The organism is Micromonospora sp. BQ11 (assembly GCF_052068135.1).
GTDB lineage: Bacteria > Actinomycetota > Actinomycetes > Mycobacteriales > Micromonosporaceae > Micromonospora.
Genome location: NZ_JBQHDB010000004.1, coordinates 95238 through 116840, shown reverse-complemented (window position 1 = coordinate 116840; position 21603 = coordinate 95238). Strand labels below are relative to the sequence as shown.

Genomic DNA, 21603 nt, shown 5'->3' with positions numbered 1-21603 from the left:
TCCCCTGAACGTCACGCCGCAGGACGTGCCGGTGGGCACACTCCTGCGGCTCTGGACGCCCGACCGGAGCGGCTGGCCGTGGGTAGCTTTCTCCGCCGGCGGTGCCCGCGGGCATCGTCGGCGACCGGGTGCAGTTGTCGCCTCGACTCCGGACCGGCCAGGCCGGAGTCGACACCGAAGGCCGCTGAATCGGCCAAAGTGATGCGGTTCCGTTACGCGTTCTATGTTGTGCGCTTAGCCTGCGCTGGTCGGGCAATGTGAGCCTGTATGGCGAGGCTAGGTCTCCAGGGGTGCTCCGGTCAAGGACTCATGATCAAACCCCCCGAACGGAGAGAATTCGTGAGGTGACTCACCGCTGATCGGGGACCGGACACCAGGGGACAAAGGTGGGCCGGAGACGGGGCGGTCGGCGTGCCCGGGGCCCCTCGCCGCCCGGCCGAGGCGGCGGCCCGTCACGCTCAGTCGACCGGGCGACCGGGCCGGTCGAGGTCCCCCTCGGCGTCGGCCAGGGCGTCGGCGTCGATCTGGTCGGCGAACTCGGCCGCCTCGGCGCTCTGCGCGGCCAGGGCGTCCTTCACCGCCCGGATCGCCACACCCGGCGGGTAGCCCTTGCGGGCCAGCATGGCGACCAGCCGGCGGAACACCGCATCGGGCTCACCCCGGGCCGAGCGGAGCTTCCGGTCGACCAGCGCGCGGGCCGTCTCGGCCTCCGTCTCCTCGTCCAGCTCACCGAGTGCCTCGCTGGCCACCTCACCGTCGACGCCGCGCTGCCGCAGCTCGTTGGCGAGCGCCCGACGGGCCAGACCCCGGCCGGCGTGCCGGCTGGAGACCCAGGCCTTCGCGAAGGCCGCGTCGTCGATGATGCCGACCTCGTCGTAGCGGTCGAGCACCTCGGCCGACACCTCGTCGGAGATGCCCTTCCTGGCGAGCGCGCCGGCCAGCTCGGCCCGGGTACGCGGGCGCACGGCGAGCTGCCGGAGACAGATCTCGCGGGCCACCTCGGCCTCGTCCCGGGGTGGGGACGGCGTCGCCTCCGGCTCGGTGTCCGCGCCGCGGGCACGCCGGCCCGGACGAGGCCGGGGCGTGGTGTCGCCGTCACCCGACCGGGGCGGGCTGGCATCCCAGCCGCGCCCCGTGCGGGCACGTCGTCCTGCCATCGGTCAGCGGCCGGTCAGAAGTCGACCGGCGGCAGCTCCGGGCCACCGGCGGCGTCGCCCACGCCCTGCCCGACGCCGAGCTTCTCCAGGATCTTCTTCTCGATCTCGGCGGCCACGTCCGGGTTCTCCCGGAGGAACTCGCGGGCCTTCTCCTTGCCCTGGCCGAGCTGGTCGCCGTCGTACGTGTACCAGGCGCCGGACTTGCGGATGATCGCCTGCTCCACGCCGACGTCGATCAGCGAGCCCTCGCGGGAGATGCCCTTGCCGTACATGATGTCGAACTCGGCCTGCTTGAACGGCGCGGCGACCTTGTTCTTCACGACCTTGACCCGGGTGCGGTTACCGACCACGTCGGTGCCGTCCTTGAGGCTCTCGATGCGCCGCACGTCGAGCCGGACCGAGGCGTAGAACTTCAGCGCCCGGCCACCGGTCGTGGTCTCCGGGCTGCCGAACATCACGCCGATCTTCTCGCGGAGCTGGTTGATGAAGATCGCCGTGGTGCCGGTGTTGTTGAGCACACCGGTGATCTTCCGCAGCGCCTGGCTCATCAGTCGGGCCTGGAGACCCACGTGGCTGTCGCCCATCTCGCCCTCGATCTCGGCGCGCGGCACCAGGGCCGCCACCGAGTCGATGACGATGATGTCGAGCGCGCCGGAGCGGACCAGCATGTCCACGATCTCCAGCGCCTGCTCGCCGGTGTCCGGCTGGGAGACCAGCAGGGCGTCGGTGTCGACGCCGAGGGCCTTCGCGTACTCCGGGTCGAGCGCGTGCTCGGCGTCGACGAACGCGGCGATGCCGCCGGCCCGCTGGGCGTTGGCCACCGCGTGCAGCGCGACCGTCGTCTTACCGCTGGACTCCGGACCGTAGATCTCGACGACCCGGCCCCGGGGGAGACCACCCACACCGAGCGCCACGTCGAGCGCGATGGAACCGGTGGTGATGACCGAGGTCTGGACGACCGGCCGCTCGCCCAGCCGCATCACCGAACCCTTGCCGAACTGCTTGTCGATCTGAGCGAGAGCAAGGTCGAGTGCCTTCTCCCGATCGGGCCCTGCGGCCATGTTTGCCACCCCTGCCTTCGCCGGCGTCTTTCCTGAGCTTCGCGTCACGCGGACACGCTAGGCGCTGGGTCCGACAGAAAACCAGCGGCCATGCCGCGAGCTGTGGACAAGCACCCCGCTGTGGACAATAGCCGAACAGGTGTACGAGTCGGCAAGCGACACGCGGAAGCGACGAAACGACTGCTCACCGTAGTCGCGCGGGCACCCGGTCGGGGTAGGCGGCGACGACGGCCCGCCACACCACGTGCGTCTGCTCCCCCGCGGCGAACGCCTGCTCGATGGTCCGCCCGCCGAGCTGGGACAGCACCTGGTCGCGGGCGATGCTGGCCGCGTACCCGGGGCCGAACGCCTCCTCCAGCCGCGCCCAGAAGTCGGTCAGCCGCACGTGATCAGTCCTCCTCGTCGGGTGCCCCCACCGGCACCGGACGCAACGCTAGCGCCACCAGGGGCACGACCGCGATCGCCGCCAGCAGGGTGAGCACCGCATAGCCGGGCCCCCGCATGACAAACCCGCTCAGCGCGGCGGCTCCCGCGCCGGCCAGCCCCATCGTCAGGTCGGAGAAGCCCTGCACACTCGGGCGGACCGCCGCCGGCACCGACTCCGACAGCAGGGTGGAACCGGCCACCATGGTGCCCGACCAGCCCAGCCCGAGCAGGACCAGGCCGACCGAGAGCAGGACCGTGTCGTGCCCGGCGGTGCCGGCGACCGCGCACGCCGCGAGCAGCAGCCCGACGCCGCCGAGGATGACCGCGCGCCGGCCCGCCCGGTCGGTGAGCCACCCCACCACCGGGCTGAGGGCGTACATGCCGGCGATGTGCAGGCTCAACACGATGCCGACCACCCGCAGCACGTCGGCGTCGCCGTGCGAGTCGCCGAGGTGCACCGGCGTCATCGACATCACCGCCACCATCACCACGTGGCCCACCGCCACCGCCGCGATGCCCAACCGGGCGGCCGGACGGCCGCGTACCACCTGCCAGGCCGCCCGCATCCCGGCGCCGCGCCGGGCCGTCGGGGCCGGGGTGGTCACGGCCTCCGCCGGCGGGGTCAGGTCCGGCGGAGCGGCGGCGGCCGGCATCGGGGCCTCGGCCGCCGCCAGCCGGCGCGCGGTGAGCAGCGGGTCGGGTCGCAGCAGGACCAGGAGTACGACGGCGGCGAGCACGAACGCGGCGGCGCTGAAGGCGAACGGGCCGGCCAGCGGCGGCAGGCCCCAGCCGGAGGTGGTGTGGTCGGCGAGCGCGGCGAAGTTCGGCGCGGCCACCGCCCCGATGGTCGTGGCCCAGACGATCAGGGACAGTTGTCGGCCCCGCCGGGCCGGCTCGGCGAGGTCGACCGCGGTGTAGCGGGCCTGGAGGTTGGCCGCCGTCCCGCCACCGAAGAAGAGCATGCCGAGGAAGAGCAGCGGCACGGAACGGGTCACCGTGGCGACCACCACCAGCACGGCGCCGACCGCTCCGGCCAGGTAGGCCACCGCCAGCCCCGGCCGGCGGCCGTGCCCGTTCATGATCCGGGTGACCGGGACGGCCAGCAGCGCCCCGCCCACGACGGCGGCGCTCTGCGCCAACCCGGCGACCGCGGTGCCGGCGACCCGGGCGGCGAGCAGCGCCCCCACCGCGATGCCGATGGTCACCCCGATCCCGCCGATGATCTGGGTGACGAACAGCAGGCGCAGCGTCCGTCGCTGGATCGGGGCGACGTCGGACGCGTCGCGGACCGGCGCGGTCAGGTCGGTGGCCATCGGCGGGCTCCCGGAGCGGTAAGGGGTGAACGGCGCACCCATCCTTGCGCATCCACCCTGCTCCCCGGGACCCGGTTTCGCTAGAGGCCCAGGCCCCGGCCGATGATCTCCTTCATGATCTCGGTGGTGCCGCCGTAGATCGTCTGCACGCGGCCGTCCAGCCACGCCTTCGCCACCGGGTACTCCAGCATGAAGCCGTAGCCGCCGTGCAACTGCACGCAGCGGTCCGCGACGCGGTTCTGCAGCTCGGTGGTCCACCACTTCGCCTTCGCCGCGTCGGTGACCGACAGCCGCCCCGCGTTGAACTCGGCGACGCAGTGGTTGACGAACGTCCGGGCGATGGTGACCTCGGTGTCCAGCTCGGCCAGCAGGAACCGGTTGTGCTGGAACTTCCCGATCGGCCGGCCGAACGCCTCCCGGGAACGGGCGTAGTCCAGGGTGACCGCGAGCAGCTTCTCCGCCGCCGCCACCGCCGAGACCGCGATGCTGAGCCGTTCCCGGGGCAGGTTCCCCATCAGGTGGTAGAAGCCGTGATTCTCGGTGCCGATCAGGTTTTCCGCCGGCACCCGACAGTCGTCGAAGAACAGCTCCGCCGTGTCGTTGGCCTTCAGACCCACCTTGGCCAGCCGCCGACCCCGGGTGAAACCGGGAGTGCCCGCCTCCACCGCCACCAGGCTCACCCCGTGCGCGCCCTGGTCCGCCGTCCGGGCCACCACCAGTACCAGGTCCGCCATCTCACCGTTGGTGATGAACGTCTTCTGGCCGTTGAGGACCAGCGAGTCCCCGTCCCGTACGGCGGTGGTGCGGATCCCGGCCAGGTCCGAGCCGGCGCCCGGTTCGCTCATCGCGATCGCGGTCACCAGGTCACCGGAGCAGAAGCCGGGCAGCCACCGCTTGCGCTGGTCGTCGCTGGTCAGCTCGGTGAGGTACGGGGCCACGACGTCGTTGTGCAGCCCGAACCCGAGGCCGGAGCAGCCCGCGGAGACGATTTCCTCGACCAGCACCGCGTTGAACCGGAAGTCCTGCTGGCCGCCGCCGCCGTACTCGGGATCGACGTCCATGCCCAGCAGCCCGGCCCGGCCGGCCTTGCGCCACACCTCGCGGTCGACGATCCCCTCGGCCTCCCAGCGCTCGTGGTGCGGCACCGCCTCGCGGGCCAGGAACTCGCGGCACAGGTCACGGAACTCGGCGTGGTCACGCTCGTAGAGATGCTGCTCCATGGCGGCAAGTGTGGCACCGCTCACCGCCCCTGCCCAGGGGCGTGACGGTCAGGCGAGGCCGCGGGCGGCCACGGTCAGGTCGGCGACCAGTCCGTCGTACGCCGCGTCCTGGTCGTCGGCGCGCAGCACCGCGGACGGGTGGATGGTGGCCAGCAGGCGGGCCTCCAGGGCGTCCGCCACCGTCCCGGCGTTGTCCACCGGCACCCGGGCGAAGTCCTCCGGATGCTGGGCCGAGGCCGGCCAGGGCAGCAGCTCGCCGCGCTGCCGGGTGACTCGGAAGGTCGGGCCGAGCAGCGCCTTCGCCGCGGTCGCCCCGAGCACCACCACGATCTCCGGACGGAGCCGGGCGAACTCGGCGACCAGCCAGGGACGGCAGGCGGTGATGTGCACCCGGTCCGGGGTCTGGTGGATGCGCCGCTTGCCCCGCAGCTCGAAGCGGAAGTGCTTGACGGCGTTGGTCAGGTAGATGTGCCCCGGGTCCAGGCCGGCGTCGTCGACCGCCCTGCGCAGCAGCCGCCCGGCGGGACCGACGAAGGGAAGCCCCTTCTGGTCCTCCATGTCGCCGGGCTGCTCCCCCACCAGCACCACCCGCGCGCTCTCGTCGCCCCGGCCGAAGACCGTCTGCGAGGCGTCCCGGTACAGCTCGCACCCTCGGCAGCCGGTGGCCGCCGCGCGCAGCTCGTCGAGCGTGTCGGCCTGCGGCGGGATGAACTGCTGCGCACCGGGGGCGGTGTCGGTCTCGGCCATGACGACCGTTCTACCCCGTTCCGGCCCACTCACGCCGGCCCGCCACGCCCGCCGGGTCAGGTGGAGAAGCTCGCGGCGGCGCCCGGCCGGACGGCGCGGGCGACCGCGTCCGCCAGCGGAGCCAGGTCGGCGTCGTCGAGCGTGCTGACGGTGAGTCGGACCGCCGGCTCGGCGCCGATCCGGTAGAGCCCGCCCGGGGCGACCGCCCACCCGGCGTCCCGCAGGGCGGTGACCACGCTGGTCTCGTCGAGCACCGGCACCCAGACGTTGATGCCGCTGCGCCCCCGGGCCGGGACGCCCCGGTCGGCCAGCTCGGCGAGCAGCCCGGCGCGGCGGCGCTCGTAGCTCTCCCCTGCCCGCCTCACCCGCTCGGCCACGGCCGGGTCGGACCAGAGGGTGAGCACGAGACGTTGCAGCACGGTGGACACCCAGCCGGCGCCGACCCGCAGCCGGCCGGCCACCCGGGCGACGGTCGCCTCGTCGCCGGCTACCACCGCGAGCCGCAGGTCGGGCCCGAACGGCTTGCTCACCGACCGGACGAAGGCCCACGCCGGAGTCGCCCCGGCGAGCGGACGCAACGGTACGCGGGCCAGCTCCGCGGCGTGGTCGTCCTCGATGACCAGAAGGTCCTCCCGGCCGGCGAGCAGCGTCCGCAGCCGCCCGGCCCGCTCGGCGGAGAGCGCGGCGCCGGTCGGGTTCTGGGCACGGCTGGTCACGACCAGCGCCCGTGCGCCGAGGGTCAGCGCGGCGGCCACGCCGGCCTCGGTCGGGCCTTCGTCGTCCACCGGGACACCGATCGGCCGCAGCCCGAGCGCGGCCACCAGGTCGAGCAGGTTGGCCCAGCCCGGGTCCTCCACCGCGACCGCGTCCCCCGGCCGCAGGTGGGCGGCGAGCAGACGCTCGATGCCGTCCAACGCCCCTCCGGTGACGGTGATGTCGTCGGCCGGGACGCCGTCGGCGGCCAGCCGCTCCCGGGCGGCCTCGGCGAACGCGGGCAGGACCGTGCGGCCCGCGTACCCGGTGGGGGGTCCGACCTGCGCCGCGAGCGCCGCCAGGTGCGGACCGAGCGGCGGCAGCAGCCGGGGGTCGGGTTGGCCGAGCGACAGGTCGCGGACCCCGGGCGGGGTCGGCCGCAGCAGAGCGGACCGGCGGCCCGCCACCGGCGGACGGGGGCGCACCCGGGTGCCGTGCCGGCCGGCGGTGACGACCAGGCCGCGCTGGCGCAGCTCCTGGTAGGCGCGTGCCACGGTGGCCGGGCTGACCGCCAGGTCGGCCGCGAGGACGCGGACCGCCGGCAGGGCGGCGCCGGGGGACAGCGCGCCGGAGCGGACGCCGGATTCCACGCTGGCCGAAATCGCGGCCGACGTCGCGCCGGTGATCTGATAATGTGCTGCCACAGTTGAGAGATTGTACTAGAACAAAGGCGGCTTGTCGCATGTACCCTCCGACTCCCCGCACCACCGCCACCCGCACGCGCGACCGGATGAGCTACGACGCCGACGCGGCCCACGCCGTGCTCGACGAGGCGTACCACTGTGTGCTGACCTTCACCGTCGACGGCGAGCCGCGGGCACTGCCCACCCTGCACGTGCGCGTCGGCGACACCCTCTACCTGCACGGCTCCACCGGCAGCCGGCCACTGCTCGCCGCCCGGGGCGACGGGCTGCCGGTCTGCGTGGCGGTCACCCTGCTCGACGGCCTGGTCTACGCGCGCTCGCAGTTCCACCACAGCGCCAACTACCGCTCGGTGGTCGCACACGGCACGGCCCATCTGGTCACCGACGAGCGGGAGAAGGCCGCCGCGATGACCGCGCTGGTGGAGAAGGTGGGCGCCGGGCGCAGCGCGGAGAGCCGGCCGCCGAGCCGACGCGAGCTGGCCGAGACCGCCGTGCTGGCGCTGCCGCTGCGGGAGGTGTCCACCCGGTCCCGCACCGGCGGGGTCAGCGAGGAGCCGGCCGACCTCGACCTGCCCCACTGGGCCGGGGTGGTACCGCTGCGCCTGACGGCCGGGGCGGCCGAGCCGGCCGACGGGGTCGTCGCGCCCGTTCCGGCGTACCTCCGACCGGCCCGCTCCCCCTGGCGGGATCCGGCGGTGCTGCGCGGGGAGCACGTGGTGCTGGAGCCGCTGGACCTCACCCACACCGAGGAGCTGTACGCGGCCCTCGACGACCCGGAGGTGTGGCGGCACGTGGGCAGCTCTCGCCCCCGCTCGGCCGACGACATGGCCGGGTACGTCCGCACCGCGCTCGACGCCCACCGGCGGGGTGTCCGGGTGCCGTGGGTGCAACGGTGCGCGGCGACCGGGGCGGTGGTCGGCACCACCTCCTACTACGAGCCGGACGAGGAGCTGCGGTCGCTGGAGATCGGCTTCACCCAGATCGGTCGGGACTGGTGGCGCACCGGGATCAACACCGAGGCGAAGCTGCTGCTGCTCACCCGGGCCTTCGAGGACCTGGGCGCGGTTCGGGTCACCTGGCAGACGAGCACGCAGAACGAGCGCTCGCAGCGGGCCATCGAGCGTCTCGGCGCCACCCGCGAGGGCACCCTGCGCGCCAACCGGCGCCGGGCGGACGGCTCCTGGCGGGAGTCGGCGCTCTACTCGATGCTCGCCGACGAGTGGCCGAACGCACAGGCCAGGCTGCGGGAAAGGCTTCGCCCGACGGCACCCGTGGCGTGATGATGGCGGGCGTGCTGGGCATCACCGACATCTGGACGTACGTCCTGGGCACCGTGGCGATCATTCTGTTACCCGGACCCAACTCGCTCTTCGTGCTCTCCACCGCCGCGCGGCGGGGCGTGGGTGCCGGGTACCGGGCCGCGGGCGGGGTGTTCGTCGGCGACGGAGTGCTGATGTTCCTCTCCGCCGCCGGAGTGGCGTCGCTGCTGAAGGCGTACCCGCCGCTCTTCCTGGTGATCAAGTACGCGGGCGCCGCGTACCTGGGCTATGTCGGGTTGACGATGCTCCGCGGGGCCTGGCGGCGCTGGCGGACGCGCAACGACCCGACCGCGCCGCGGCTCATCGACGCCGCGGAGCCGGCGGCGATGCGCAGTCCGTTCCGCAAGGCGCTGGTGATCAGCCTGCTCAACCCGAAGGCGATCCTGTTCTTCATCTCGTTCTTCATCCAGTTCGTCGACCCGGGCTACGCGTGGCCGGCGCTGTCGTTCCTGCTGCTCGGGCTGATCGCCCAGGTCACCAGCGCGCTCTACCTGACCATGCTGATCTTCGCGGGCACGTTCCTGGCGGCGCAGTTCCGCCAGCGCCGCCGCCTCGCCGCCGGCGCCACCACCGGCGTGGCGGCCCTCTTCCTGGGCTTCAGCGTCAAGCTCGCCACCGCCAGCGTCTGACCTCACCGGCGCACGGTCAGGTGCCGTCGCCTCCGCCTCCGCCTCCGCCACCGCCGCCACCGATCCCGGCACCGCCGGCGACGCCGCCCAGGCCGTAACCCGGCGCGATGGGCTGGTCCGGGCGGCGGCTGACGTGCGCCGACTCGGTGATGGTCGCAGACCAGTCGGCGTGGGCCGCCGCGGCGGCGTGCCGGTTGATCGCCTCGCGCAACCAGCCGTCGACGGTGGCCACCCAGTCCCGCTGTTCCGCGCCGGTGTGCCACACCCGGAACCGGCTGATGCTCTGGTGGGTGATCCCGGCCAGCGACAACCGCCGGTCCATCCACAGGATCACCTCCAGGCCCGCCGCGCTGGCCACGAAGGTCACCTCCATCTCCGTGATCGGCCCGGCGTAGATGGGCGCCGCCCAGAAGCCCAACCGCTGGTGCACCGGCAGGATCTGCTCCACACCGGGCAGCCGGCTGTCCACGAGACCGGCCTGACGCATGCTGAAGCCGAGAGTGTCCAGCGCGGCGAGGACGTGCGCCTGCGTGGGGAGGGGATGGACGAAGACCGGCACCATGGCGCCCTGGTCCATTGACGGGTCGATCGCCACCTCGGTCCGCAGCCCCGTCCGCATGCTGAGCAACGGCACCCCGCCGAAGATCGTCACCGGGGTCTCCCAGGGCAGCGGGAACTCGAACGGGATCGTGCGGGCCCGCCGGGCGCGCAGCACGAAGCCCTCGGCGACCTGCGCCTGGTGGAACTGCACCAGACGCTTGGGCGCCTCCGGGTCGTCCGGTTCGGCGGTGGCGACCAGGCCGAGCCGGACGTGCCGCACCGGTACGTCCGTGGACCCGGCCGTGACGGTCACCCGGCCGGGCAGGCGGAGGCCGGGCCGGGTGCTCGCGTTGGCCAGGGCGGTACGCACCGTCAGGCCCGTCCTGCCCGACTCCGGTGACACGCCTGTCAGCCGCACCGCGCTCCCCGTTCCGGCGGACGCGGCACCGCCCGGGTGCCGCGGCGGGACCGTCCGGTCCCGCCGCGGCTTACCCCTGAAGGACCCCGCGCAACCACCGGGATCGGCGCGCCAGGTCAGCGCAGGCGGCGCCCGCGCGGCACCGGGTCGGTCTCGTCGTCGAACTCGCCGATGACCTCCTCCAGCAGGTCCTCCAGCGCGACGAATCCGATCGGCCGGGTCGGCCCGCCGCCGTTGCGCACCAGCGCCAACTGCGACTGCCGGGCCCGCATCGCCGCCACCGCCTCGCTGACGGTCGCCGCCGCCGGCAGGGTGAAGGCGTTCGTCATCAGGTCACCGGCGGTGGCCGTCGGCCGGGTGGCCGTGGCCCGCACCGCCTCCCGTACGTGCACCAGGCCACAGACGTCACCGGCGGCGTCCAGCACCGCCAGGCGGGAGCGTCCGCTGTCCCGGCTGACCTGCTCGATCCGGCCGGCGTCGTCGTCGCAGCGGACCGTCACCATCCGGCTGAACGGCTCCATCACCTGCGCGACCGTGGTGCCCTGCAGCTCCAGCATGCTGGTCAGCAGCCTGTGCTGCTCCGCGCCGAGCGTCCCGTGCTCGCGGGACTGCTCCAGCAGGATGCGCAGCTCGTCGGGGCCGTGCACCTGGGCCAACTGGTCCTGCGGGTTCACCTTGAGCAGCCGCAGGATGCCGTTGGCCAGGGCGTTCAGCACGGACAGCACCGGGCGGGCGAGCCGGGCGAACGCCCGGAACGGCAGCGCCAGCAGCAACGCGGAACGTTCGGCGTCGGTGATCGCCCACGACTTCGGGGCCATCTCGCCGACCACCAGGTGCAGGAACGTGACGAGGCCGAGAGCGAACACCAGCGCGATCGCGTGGCTCGCCGCGTCGGGCAGGCCCACCCCGTGCAGCAGCGGACTGAGCAGGTGCTCGATCGCCGGCTCGGCGAGCGCGCCGAGACCCAGCGTGCAGAGGGTGATGCCGAGCTGCGCCCCGGCCAGCATCAGGGACAGCTCCCGGACGCCGTCCAGGGCCGCCTTCGCCGCCCGGCCACCGCCGGCCGCCGCGTGCTCCAGCCGGTAGCGCTTGCTGGCGATCAGCGCGAACTCGGCCGCCACGAAGAACCCGTTCAGGGCCAGCAGGATCACCGACGTGAACAGCGCGATCCCCGGGCTCATGACCGCTCCTCGCCGTTCGGGCCGGCGCCCACGCCGGCGAGCCGGAGCCGCACCGAGTCGGCCACGTGCCGGTCGACCGCGAGCACCTCGACCAGGGCCCGGGAGCCGGCGGGCACGTCGTCCCCGTCGACCGGCAGGTTGATCTCCAGCCGGTCACCGACCTCGGGAACCCGACCCAGCTCACGCATGACCAGGCCGGAGAGAGTGTCGTACTCCGGGGCCTCGGGCAGCGCGATGCCGGTGCTGTCGGCGACCTCGTCGATCCGCCAGCGGGCCGGCACCACCCAGGAACCGTCGTCCTGGCGGGTCGGGGTCCGCTCGGGCGGGTCGTCCTCGTCGCGGATCGGGCCGACCAGTTCCTCGGCGATGTCCTCCAGCGTGATGACGCCGGCGAAGCCGCCGTACTCGTCGACCACGCAGGCGAGCTGCCGGTGTCCGGACCGCAGCCGGTCCAGCACCGTCGGCAGCGGCAGCGTCTCGGGCACCAGCAGCGGCGGTACGGCCACGTCGCTCACCGGGGTGGTCGCGCGACGTTCCAGGGGCACCCCCAGCACGTCGGCGATACCCACGACGCCGACCAGGTCGTCGACGCCCTCGGTGCCGCGTACGGGGAAGCGGGAGCGGCCGGTGTTTAGCAGCTCGACGACCCGGCTGACCGGCTCGTGCGCGCGTACGGTGTGCACGTCGACCCGGGGCACCATGACCTCCCCGGCGGTCAGCTCGCGGAAGTCGAGCCCCCGGTCCAGCAGGGTGGACATCTCGGCGGTGAGGTGCCCCTCCTCCCGGGACTCGGCGATGATCTGCTCCAGGTCCTCCGGGGTGGCACCGCTGGGCAGTTCCTCGATCGGCTCGATGCCGACCCGGCGGAGCAGCCGGACGGCGGCGCGGTCGAAGAGCGTGATGACCGGGCCGGCCACCCGCAGGTACATCAGGGTGGAACGGCTCAGCGCCCGGGCCAGCGATTCGGCGCGGGCGATGGCCAGGTTCTTCGGCGCCAGCTCGCCCAGGACCATCTGGACGACGGTGGCGATGAGCAGGGCCAGCACCACCGCCAGGGGCAGGCTGACCGCGGTGGAGACCCCGGCCACGTCGAACAGGTCGGCCAGACCGGCGCCCAGGTACGGCTGGGCGACGTAACCGACCAGCAGGGCGGTGACGGTGATGCCGAGCTGGGCGCCGGACAGCATGAACGACAGCCGGCCGGTCACCTCCAGGGCCCGGGCCGCGGCCTTGTCCCCGTCGTCGGCGAGCTGCTTGAGCTTGCCGCGGTCCACGGCGACGTAACCGAACTCCTGGGCCACGAAGTAGCCGGTGGCGGCGGTGAGAACGATGATGAGCAGGAGGCCAACGACGATCAACACGGGTCGCTCAGGGCTCCCGGGGTCGTCGGGGTCGAGGGAAGCCGGGCCGGGCCCGGCTTGCTACTGCTGCCCTCCTGGGCAGACGAGTCGATCATGCCGCCATTTTATCCAAGAACGCTGAACGTCCGCTGAAGGTGTAAGGAAGGGCCCCCTCTTAACGCCTCGTGTAGAGGAGGGGGCCCTTCTTAACAACGCGTCAGCTCTGGGTGATCTTCACGTCGTCGACGGCCGCCTCGACCAGGCTGGCGCCGCTGGCGTCCGCCGCGTCGATGACGATCCGTACCGTCTGTCCCCGCAGGGCCGAGATGTCCGCACCGGCGGTCTGCCACGCGGCCGCCCGGTCGGTCGCCGCCCCCGTCGCGTTCAGGACCGTCACGGTACTTCCGCCGACGACCCGTACGCGCAGGTAGTCCGCGCTGCTGGAGTTGTTGAGGTGGGCGAGGTACCAGGAGAGGGAGAGGTTCAGCGACCCGGTCGAGGGCAGCGTGATCGCCGGGGACTGGATCGTGCTCACCCCGCCGTCGAGGTCGTATGCCCCGGCGCTGCTGCCGGCCAGCGGCCCGGTGACGAGGTCGAAGCTGCCGCTGACGGTGGTGCCGAGCTGGGTTGCGACGCCGGAGCTGGTGGCCGCCGGGTCGCCGCGCTCCCACCGTCCGAGGGTCGCGGTGTCGGTGCCGGCCGGGTTGGTCGTCCAGCCGGTCGCGGTCTCGAAGGTGTCGCTGTAGATCGTCGTACCCGGTGGGGTCGAAGCTCCTGCGAGGGTCCACACCGTGTACGCGATCGCGTCGGCGTTGCGGTCCAACGCCGTGTCGTTGATGTTGACGCTGGTGTCGCAGGAGCGGTGGTAGCAGGGATCGAACGCCTGTCCCGCCGTACCTCCCCACAGCGACGCCTGGGCGCTGGTCTTGGTGCCCTCCGCGCCGGTGAACGTGCCGCCGGCCGGGATGCCGACGCGGATGAACGGCCCGTAGTCGCTGCGGCCGTCGAAGTCGGTGCCCCGGGTCGGCACCCCGATCGAGGTGAAGTACGCCTGGATGGTCTGCTCGATCTGGGCGGAGCCGGCCGGGCCGGGGCCGGAGCCCACGCCGTCGGAGTTGTCGCCGTCGTACACGAAGTAGCCGGCGTTGGGCGAGCCGACCATGTCGAAGTTGAGGTACTGCTTGATCTTCGAGCGCTCGGCCGTCGGCAGGTTGTTCACGTAGTACGTCGATCCGCGCAGACCCAGCTCCTCCGCGCCCCACCAGCCGAAGCGCAGGTGCTTCGTGGGGGTGAAGCCGCTGCGCGCCACGGCGAGCGCCACCTCCAGGATGGCCGCCGACCCGGACCCGTTGTCGTTGATGCCCGGTCCGGAGGCGACGCTGTCCAGGTGGGCCCCGCTCATCACCACGGCGTTCGGGTCGCCTCCGGGCCAGTCGGCGATCAGGTTGTAGCCGGTGGCGCCGTTGTAGGTGAACGACTGCACGGTCGTGGTGAAGCCCACCGCGTCCAGTTGGCCCTTCACGTAGTTGACCGACGCCAGGTACCCCGGCCGACCGTGGGCCCGGTTGCCGCCGTTGGCGGTGGCGATGGACTGGAACTGGGTCAGGTGCGCCTTGACGTTCGCCAGCGGGATGTCCGGGGCGGCGAGGGCCGCCGGCGAGGCGACGGCGCGCGCCGGTGCGGTGGGGGCGGCGGCGGCCGAGGAGGCGGTCAGGGCCGTCGCGGCCGCGGCGGCCAGCACGGCCAGCCAGGCGGAGCGAGGGGTACGGGGTCTCATGGGTCCTCCGGGGTACGGGCGGGGTCCCCGGTCGCGCCGGTCCGGCGGCAACCGCGGTGACATCCATTGATCGACGAATGTCACTGCGAAGGGTGCATCCGAAGCCCACCCCGGGCAAGACGCAAGACGGCAGAATCGCCGCCCATCCGGAATTGGGACGGGTCCTCCCCGACTGTTAAGAAGGGACCCTTCCTCTACCGGAGGCGTTAAGCGGGGGCCCTTCCTTACCGCAACTCGTCGGGGTCGAGGAGGGTCTCGTCGACGGCGCCGGAGCGGTAGGCGGCGCGGCCGATCATCTGGGCCGCGACCGGGGCCGTCGCCAACTGGAAGAGCGCGACCAGCCCGATCATGCCGAGGTCACCGGAGGTCCGCAGGCGCAGCGCCAAGCCCGCCACCAGCAGCAGCACCCCGAGCGTCTGCGGCTTCGTCGCGGCGTGCATGCGGCTCAGCGTGTCCGGGAAGCGCAGGACCCCGATGCCGGCGGCGAGGCTGAGCATCGCACCGGCCACCAGGCACCCGGCGCCGAGCCAGTCGGCCGCCGTGGCGAACATCAGGACCCGTCCCGGGCGGCGAACCGGACCAACGCCACCGATCCGACGAAGCCGAGCAGGGAGAGCGCCACCAGCACGGGCAGCGTGGTGGAGTGCCGGTTCACGGCGGCCTCCGCGCCGACCGCGCCGACCATGGTGGCCAGCAGCATGTCCGCGGCCACCACCCGGTCGAGCAGGGACGGGCCACGATAGAGCCGGGCCAGCGCGAGCAGCGCGGTCACCGAGAACAGGCCGGTCAGGACGACGGCGAGGACGATGGTCACGTCAGGTTCCCTTCTCGATGGTGGCGCTCTCCACGAGGCGTACCTCGGCGGCGGAGCCGAACGCGCGGACCAGCCGCCGCTCGACGGCGTGGATGCGGTCCCGGCTGTCGACCAGGTCGGAGGGGTCGCGCACGTCCAGCACGTGTACGTAGATCACTCCGGCGTCCCGGTCCACCTCGACGACCAGCGTGCCCGGCACCAGCGACAGCACCTCGGCGGTGAGCGCAAGGTTCAGGTCGGTGCGCACCCGCATCCGCACCGCGATGATCGCCCCCCGGGGCCGGTAGCCGGGTCGCACGGCGATCCGGGCCACGTTCGCGCTGGCGGTGACCAGCTCTCCGGCGAAGCGGAGCAGGAGGACCAGCACGGCCCGGGGTCGTACCCGCCCGCCGAAGGTCACCGGGGGCAGCGGGAAGAACAGCAGCACCGCACCGGCGACCAGCACGCCGCCCACCAGGTTGCCCCACGAGACGTCACCCCAGAGCAGGTTCCACAGCAGCACCAACCAGCCGACGGCCACGAGCCGGTCACGCCCCCGCCCGATCCGGCCACGCGGCTCACTCCTCGCGCTCACGGAACCCTCCCTGTTCGCGACTGCGGGGCTCGCAGGACCGGCTCACTCCTCGCGCTCACGGAACCCTCCCTGTTCGCGACTGCGGGGCTCGCAGGACCGGCTCACTCCTCGCGCTCACGGAACCCTCCCTGTTCGCGACTGCGGGGCTCGCAGGACCGGCTCACTCCTCGCGCTCACGGCGTCGCCCCGGGAAGGACCGAGCGGACGTACGGGCCACGGTCGCGCAGGTCAGCGGCCGCGTCGGCGGTCACCTCGAACAGCGGTCCGGCCACCACGGTCAGCGCCAGACCGAGCACCACCAGGGCGATCGTCGCGCCGACCATCAGCGCCGGCAGCCGTACGGCCGGCTCGGCGGTGGCCAGCCGCGGCGCCCGCCAGAAGGCGATGTTCCACACCCGGGACGCGACGTAGAGGGTGAGCAGGCTGGTGAGCGCCCCGGCCGCGACGAGCGCCCCGGGCAGCGGGCCACCGGCGGCGACGCCGGCCTGGAGGAGGCCGAGCTTGCCGAGGAACCCGGAGAACGGCGGCACTCCGGCGAGGTTCATCGCGGGTACGAAGAAGAGCACGCCGAGCAGCGGTGCCACCCGGGCCAACCCGCCGAGGCGGCGCAGGTCGGTGCTGCCGGCCCGTTCCTCGACCAGACCGGCGACGAGGAAGAGCGTGGTCTGGATGGTGATGTGGTGCACCACGTAGAAGATCGCGCCGGAGAGACCGGCGACGGTGCCCACCGCCACCCCGAAGATCATGTAGCCGATGTGGCTGACCAGGGTGAACGAGAAGAGCCGCTTCATGTCGGACTGGGCGACCGCGCCCAGGATGCCCACCACCATGGTCAGCCCGGCCGCCACGAGCAGGAATCCGTTGACCCGCCCGTCCGGGAAGAGCAGCGTCTCGGTCCGGATGATCGCGTACACGCCGACCTTGGTGAGCAGGCCGGCGAAGACCGCCGTCACCGGGGCCGGCGCGGTCGGGTAGCTGTCCGGCAACCACGCCGACAGCGGGAACACCGCCGCCTTGATCGCGAAGGCCAGCAGCAGCATGAGCTGGAGGACCAGCCGTACGCCGGCGGGCAGCGCGTCGAGTCGCTGGGCGAGCTGGGCCATGTTGAGCGTGCCGGTGGCCGCGTACACCAGACCGACCGCGGTCAGGAACGTCATCGACGACAGGATGCTGACCACCACGTACGTCGAGCCGGTGCGGATCCGCGTCTCCGTGCCGCCGAGGGTGATCAGCACGAAGCTCGCGGCGAGCAGGATCTCGAAGCCGACGAAGAGGTTGAACAGGTCGCCGGCGAGGAAGGCGCTGGTCACGCCGGCGGTCAGCACCAGGTAGGTCGGGTGGTAGATGGTCACCGGCGAGCTCTCGCCGGTGTCGCTCTGGCCCTGTCCGATGGAGTAGAAGAGCACGCAGAGGGTCACCGCCGACGAGACCACGAGCATCAACGCCGCCAGTTGGTCGGCGACCAGCACGATGCCGACCGGTGCCGGCCACCCGCCGACCTGCACCACCACCGGCCCGTGCCGGTACGCCTGCACGAGCAGCGCCACCGCCACGGCGAGGGTGGTGGTCAGGCAGACGACGCTGACCGCGCGTTGCAGGTTCGGCCACCGCGCCAGCAGCAGGGTCAGCGCGGCACCCAGCAGGGGCACCACCACCGGCAGCGGCAGAAGCTGACTCACCGGGGCCCCTCCTCGCGTCCGGGTCGCCGGCGGCGCGCGGGTCCGGGGTCGACCTGCTCGGGGTCCGCGTCCGGGCCCTCGCCGCCGAAGTCGGCGGTGGTCACCTCGTTGCGTTCGGCCTGGCGTACCACCTGTCGGTCCTCCAGGTCGTCGGGCACCTCGTCGTCGCCCGTGAGGTACCAGGCGCGGTAGCTCACCGCCAGCAGGAACGCGGTCAGCCCGAACGTGATCACGATGGCGGTGAGCACCATCGCCTGCGGCAGTGAGTCGCTCAGCTCCCCGGTCGGGGCGGTACCCACCAGGGGTGCCGCCCCGGGCCGACCGCCCAGCAGGATGAGCAGGTTGACCCCGTTGCCGAGCAGGATGACGCCGAGCAGGATCCGGCTCAGGCTGCGCTCCAGCAGCAAGGTCACCCCGCAGCCGACCAGGACGCCGACGGCGACGACCAGCGCCAGGGCCGGTCCCGCGCCGCCGCCCGTCACGGGACCACCCGTGTCCGCGACCGGAACGGCTCATTGCTCGCACTCATGGGGATTCTCCGGTCCGGTGCATCGGCAGGGCCTCGCCCGAACGTCCGGCGGCCTCGATGTGCCGGTCCACCTCGGCGCCGAGGCTGCGCAGGATGTCCAGCGCCAGCCCGACCACCACCAGGTAGACCCCGACGTCGAAGATCAGCGACGTGACCACGTAGAAGTCGCCGATCAGGGGCAGCGACACGTCGACCTTGGCGCTGGAGAGAACCGGCGCGCCGAGGGCCAGCCCCACGACCCCGGTGCCGACCGAGATCGCCAGGCCGGCGCCGAGGACGGTGCCCGCGCCGACCGGGGCGGCCTCGGCCAGCTCGTACCGGCCACCGGCGAGGTAGCGCACGGCCAGCGCGAGGCTCGCCACCAGGCCGCCGGCGAAGCCGCCGCCGGGTGCGTTGTGCCCGGAGAAGAGCAGGAAGAGGGAGAAGACCACCACGGTGTGGAAGAGCAGCCGGGTGACCACCTCCAGCACGATCGAGCGGCGCCGCTCCTCCAGACTCGCCCCGCCGCGCAGCCAGACCGGCCGACCGGGCCGGTTCCCTCGGCTCGACGGCTCCGGCCGGCGGGGCCGGGGGCCGGTCCGGGAGCGCTGGAAGATCAGGCTGGCCACGCCGGTCGCGGCCACCACCAGCACGGCCAGCTCCCCCATCGTGTCCCAGGCCCGGATGTCGACCAGGGTCACGTTGACCACGTTGCGGCCGTACCCCTGCTCGACCGCCAACTCCGGGAACGCGCCGGAGATGGCGGGCGCCGACCGGGAGGCCGCAGCGGTCAGCGCCAGCCCGGCGGTGACGACCCCGACCGCGACGCCGATTCCCCGGCGTACCCAGCGGCTGCGTCGCAGCGGGCGGGCCGAGAAGCGGTCCGGGAGCCGCCGCAGCACGAGCACGAACACCGCGATCGTGGCCGTCTCCACGAGGAACTGCGTCAGCGCGAGGTCCGGTGCCCCGTACAGCACGAAGAGCATCGCGGTGCCGTACCCGGTCGTCCCGACCAGCAGCATCGCGGTGAGCCGCCGTCGGGCGCCCACCGCGAGGAACGCCGCGACGGAGACCACCGCCACCACCACGACCTGCAACGGGGTGTCCCACGGGACGACCCGCTGCCGCCAGGGCTCGGTGGCCAGCAGCGCCGCGCCGGTCACCACCGCGAGGGTGACCAGGATGGTGCCGAGGTACTGCGGGAGCGAACCCCGCTGGGTGGCGCCGGTCACCTCGACGGCGACCCGGTCGAAGCGGCGGGTCAGCCACTCGTACCCCTGGTTGCCGCTCATCGGCGCGCGGAGCCGGGCCAGCGCCGGGGCCAGCGGGCCGCGTAGCGCGAACAGCGCCCCTCCGCCGGCCACGGCGAGGGCGGAGAGACCCAGCGCGGGGCTGAGGCCGTGCCACAGCGCCAGGTGGTAGTCCACCGCGCCGAAGATCTTCGCGTACGGGCTGAGCAGGCCGTCCAGGACCCCGGCGACGGGACCGGCGACCAGCCCGGCCCCGGCCAGCACGGCCGGCGGTGTGAGCATTGCCGGGGCGACCCGCCCGACGTCGGTGAGTGTCACCCCGGGGCGGGTGGCGAACGCGCCCCAGACGAAGCGCGCGCTGTAGGCGACGGTCAACGCGGTACCCGCCACCAGACCGGTGAGGACCACCGGGCGGTCGGTGAACGCGGCGAAGACCGCTTCCTTCGCCACGAAACCGACCAGGGGCGGCAGCCCGGCCATCGACGCGGCCGCGACCAGCGAGACGGCGGCCAGCAGCGGGGCCCGCCGGCCCAGCCCGGACAGCTCGCGCAGGTCCCGGGTGCCGGCTCCGTGGTCCACGATGCCCACGACGAGGAAGAGCGCCGCCTTGAACAGGGCGTGCGCCAGCAGCATCCCCACGCCGGCCAGCGCGGCGTCCGCGGTACCCGCACCGAGCACCACGGCGAGCAGGCCGAGCTGGCTGACGGTGCCGTACGCCAGCAGCAGCTTGAGGTCGGTCTGCCGCAACGCCGCCCAGCCACCGACCAGCAGGCCGGCCAGGCCGGCGACCGTCACCACCGGCCGCCACGGTCCCACCGCCGCCAGCGCCGGCGCGAGCAGCCCGAGCAGGTACACGCCCGCCTTGACCATGGCCGCGGCGTGCAGGTACGCGCTGACCGGAGTGGGCGCCGCCATCGCCACCGGCAGCCAGGACTGGAACGGCAGCACCGCCGACTTGGACAACGCGCCGGCCAGGATCAGCACCACCGCCGTGACCAGGTAGGCACCCCCGGGCAGGGGCCGTTCCGCGATGGCCGACCAGCGGTAGGTGCCGGCGTGTTCGCCGAGCATGATGAATCCGACCAGCATGGCCAGCCCGCCGAAGGTGGTGACGATCAGCGCCTGGGCGGCCGCCCAGCGGCTGGAGCGTCGCTCGGTGCTGTGGCCGATCAGCAGGTACGAGAAGATGGTCGTGAGTTCCCAGCAGACGTAGAGCAGCAGCAGGTCGTCGGCGAGGACGAGGCCGAGCATCGCACCGGCGAACGCCACCAGCACCGCGACGAAGCGGCCCAGCCCGAGCGAGCCGGGGCGGAAGTAGCGGGCGCTGTAGACCAGCACCAGGGCGCCGACACCGCCGACGAGCAGGGTCATCAGCCAGGACAGCGTCGTCATGCGGAACGCGAGGTCGAGGCCGAGCTGCCGGATCCACGGGTACGTCTCGACGACCGCCCCGCCGTCGCGTACGGCCGGTGTGCGGGCCACGGCCCAGGCGAACGCGGCGGCCGGGGCGAGGGCGAGCGGATAGCAGGCACGCGGCCCCCACCACCGGACGAACAGCGGCGCGACGAGGGCCGCCACGAGGTGGAGGATCAGCAGTACGAGCACCCGCACTCCCGGTCGAGTTGCAGCGGCGCGCGCCGGAGACGGGCGGGCCGCGCCGCGCGAGCCGTCCGGTGGTGACGGCACCTAGGTGCGATCAGACGCCAGTTCGCCGTCCGCCGAAGGCGTTTTGCCGTAATTGGCGGAAGACGTCGCGTGTTCGGTCAGGAGACGGCGGCGTCGGCGGGCAGCGTGGCCTCGCGGGTCGACCACTCGCGGCGCGACTCGACCAGCAGGTCGGGCCGGCCCAACTGCAGGACGACCCGGTTGACCACGCGCTGGGCCGCCGCGAGCGAGCGCACCGAGAGCAGGCGGCCCCGGCTCTCGCGCCGCAGGACGAAGAAGTGCACCGCGGCACGCACCTGCCCCCGGTCGGCGGCGCTGGCCTGCGCGGTGGAGACGACGAGCTCGCGCAGGGCGTGGGCGAGCCCCTCGGCGAGGGCGAGGTCCGCACCGGTGAGGCCGGTGCGGAGCGCGGCGAGATGACCATCGACCTTGCGGATGAGCACGTCGGTGCCGGGCTCGACACTCCGTCTCTCGACCGTCATCCGATCCCCTCCACCCGCCACGTTGCGAGTGAAGTTACTTTATGTTGTGCGGCAGAAGCAAGCAGTTAAGTGGGACGTACCGCGTTCGTTGCCACATCCATCACTT

At 73.1% G+C, this 21603-nt stretch carries 20 protein-coding genes; 2 read left to right on the top strand and 18 right to left on the bottom strand.

The window, feature by feature from the left end; translation table 11 throughout:
- Positions 1–458 precede the first annotated feature (458 nt).
- The 7 genes from ACTMSW_RS10150 to ACTMSW_RS10120 all read right to left on the bottom strand — a co-directional run bounded on the left by ACTMSW_RS10150 (position 459) and on the right by ACTMSW_RS10120 (position 7321).
- Positions 459–1157: a regulatory protein RecX gene (locus ACTMSW_RS10150; protein ID WP_441180289.1), complete on the bottom strand. Its 699-nt coding sequence runs from the start codon at positions 1155–1157 to the stop codon at positions 459–461.
- 14 nt (positions 1158–1171) lie between these two features.
- Positions 1172–2218: a recombinase RecA gene (recA, locus tag ACTMSW_RS10145; RefSeq protein WP_441180288.1), complete on the bottom strand. Its 1047-nt coding sequence runs from the start codon at positions 2216–2218 to the stop codon at positions 1172–1174.
- 184 nt (positions 2219–2402) lie between these two features.
- Complete coding sequence (locus tag ACTMSW_RS10140; RefSeq protein ID WP_441180287.1) at positions 2403–2603, bottom strand: DUF3046 domain-containing protein; 201 nt, start codon at positions 2601–2603, stop codon at positions 2403–2405.
- A 4-nt stretch (positions 2604–2607) separates the two neighbouring features.
- Positions 2608–3957, bottom strand: coding sequence for an MFS transporter (locus tag ACTMSW_RS10135; RefSeq protein ID WP_441180286.1), 1350 nt, complete (start codon positions 3955–3957; stop codon positions 2608–2610).
- 80 nt (positions 3958–4037) lie between these two features.
- On the bottom strand, positions 4038–5177 hold the full coding sequence (locus ACTMSW_RS10130; RefSeq protein WP_441180285.1) for an acyl-CoA dehydrogenase family protein: 1140 nt from the start codon (positions 5175–5177) through the stop codon (positions 4038–4040).
- 48 nt (positions 5178–5225) lie between these two features.
- Positions 5226–5924, bottom strand: a complete 699-nt coding sequence (locus tag ACTMSW_RS10125) for a UdgX family uracil-DNA binding protein (protein ID WP_441180284.1) — start codon at positions 5922–5924, stop codon at positions 5226–5228.
- A 56-nt stretch (positions 5925–5980) separates the two neighbouring features.
- Positions 5981–7321, bottom strand: coding sequence for an aminotransferase class I/II-fold pyridoxal phosphate-dependent enzyme (locus ACTMSW_RS10120; RefSeq protein WP_441180283.1), 1341 nt, complete (start codon positions 7319–7321; stop codon positions 5981–5983).
- A 38-nt stretch (positions 7322–7359) separates the two neighbouring features.
- Here ACTMSW_RS10120 and ACTMSW_RS10115 point away from each other — a divergent pair, with 38 nt between their 5' ends.
- Positions 7360–8601, top strand: a complete 1242-nt coding sequence (locus ACTMSW_RS10115) for a bifunctional pyridoxamine 5'-phosphate oxidase family protein/GNAT family N-acetyltransferase (protein WP_441180282.1) — start codon at positions 7360–7362, stop codon at positions 8599–8601.
- A complete protein-coding gene (leuE, locus tag ACTMSW_RS10110) occupies positions 8601–9269 on the top strand; it encodes a leucine efflux protein LeuE (protein WP_441180281.1) in 669 nt (222 codons plus the stop codon). Before ACTMSW_RS10115 ends, leuE begins: the two co-directional genes overlap by 1 nt.
- A 16-nt stretch (positions 9270–9285) precedes the next feature.
- Here leuE and ACTMSW_RS10105 read toward each other — a convergent pair whose 3' ends face one another.
- The 11 genes from ACTMSW_RS10105 to ACTMSW_RS10055 form a co-directional block, all read right to left on the bottom strand.
- Positions 9286–10227 (bottom strand): sporulation protein, encoded by a 942-nt coding sequence (locus ACTMSW_RS10105; protein ID WP_441180280.1) that lies wholly within the window; start codon positions 10225–10227, stop codon positions 9286–9288.
- A 116-nt stretch (positions 10228–10343) separates the two neighbouring features.
- Entirely contained in the window at positions 10344–11408 is a 1065-nt protein-coding gene (locus tag ACTMSW_RS10100; RefSeq protein WP_441180279.1) for a hemolysin family protein, read from the bottom strand.
- A complete protein-coding gene (locus ACTMSW_RS10095) occupies positions 11405–12769 on the bottom strand; it encodes a hemolysin family protein (protein WP_441180278.1) in 1365 nt (454 codons plus the stop codon). Before ACTMSW_RS10095 ends, ACTMSW_RS10100 begins: the two co-directional genes overlap by 4 nt.
- A 196-nt stretch (positions 12770–12965) precedes the next feature.
- A complete protein-coding gene (locus tag ACTMSW_RS10090) occupies positions 12966–14525 on the bottom strand; it encodes a M28 family metallopeptidase (RefSeq protein ID WP_441180277.1) in 1560 nt (519 codons plus the stop codon).
- A 224-nt stretch (positions 14526–14749) separates the two neighbouring features.
- Positions 14750–15076, bottom strand: coding sequence for a monovalent cation/H(+) antiporter subunit G (gene mnhG / locus ACTMSW_RS10085; RefSeq protein WP_441180276.1), 327 nt, complete (start codon positions 15074–15076; stop codon positions 14750–14752).
- The gene (locus ACTMSW_RS10080; protein WP_441180275.1) at positions 15076–15339 is read right to left on the bottom strand and encodes a monovalent cation/H+ antiporter complex subunit F; all 264 of its coding nucleotides are present in this window, start codon (positions 15337–15339) and stop codon (positions 15076–15078) included. Before ACTMSW_RS10080 ends, mnhG begins: the two co-directional genes overlap by 1 nt.
- Before the next feature lies 1 nt (position 15340).
- Complete coding sequence (locus ACTMSW_RS10075; RefSeq protein ID WP_441180274.1) at positions 15341–15913, bottom strand: Na+/H+ antiporter subunit E; 573 nt, start codon at positions 15911–15913, stop codon at positions 15341–15343.
- A gap of 173 nt (positions 15914–16086) precedes the next feature.
- Complete coding sequence (locus ACTMSW_RS10070; RefSeq protein ID WP_441180273.1) at positions 16087–17592, bottom strand: Na+/H+ antiporter subunit D; 1506 nt, start codon at positions 17590–17592, stop codon at positions 16087–16089.
- Complete coding sequence (locus tag ACTMSW_RS10065; RefSeq protein WP_441180272.1) at positions 17589–18074, bottom strand: Na(+)/H(+) antiporter subunit C; 486 nt, start codon at positions 18072–18074, stop codon at positions 17589–17591. Before ACTMSW_RS10065 ends, ACTMSW_RS10070 begins: the two co-directional genes overlap by 4 nt.
- Positions 18075–18117: 43 nt before the next feature.
- Positions 18118–20955 (bottom strand): Na+/H+ antiporter subunit A, encoded by a 2838-nt coding sequence (locus ACTMSW_RS10060; RefSeq protein WP_441180271.1) that lies wholly within the window; start codon positions 20953–20955, stop codon positions 18118–18120.
- 158 nt (positions 20956–21113) lie between these two features.
- On the bottom strand, positions 21114–21497 hold the full coding sequence (locus ACTMSW_RS10055) for a hypothetical protein (protein WP_441180270.1): 384 nt from the start codon (positions 21495–21497) through the stop codon (positions 21114–21116).
- Positions 21498–21603: the final 106 nt, after the last annotated feature.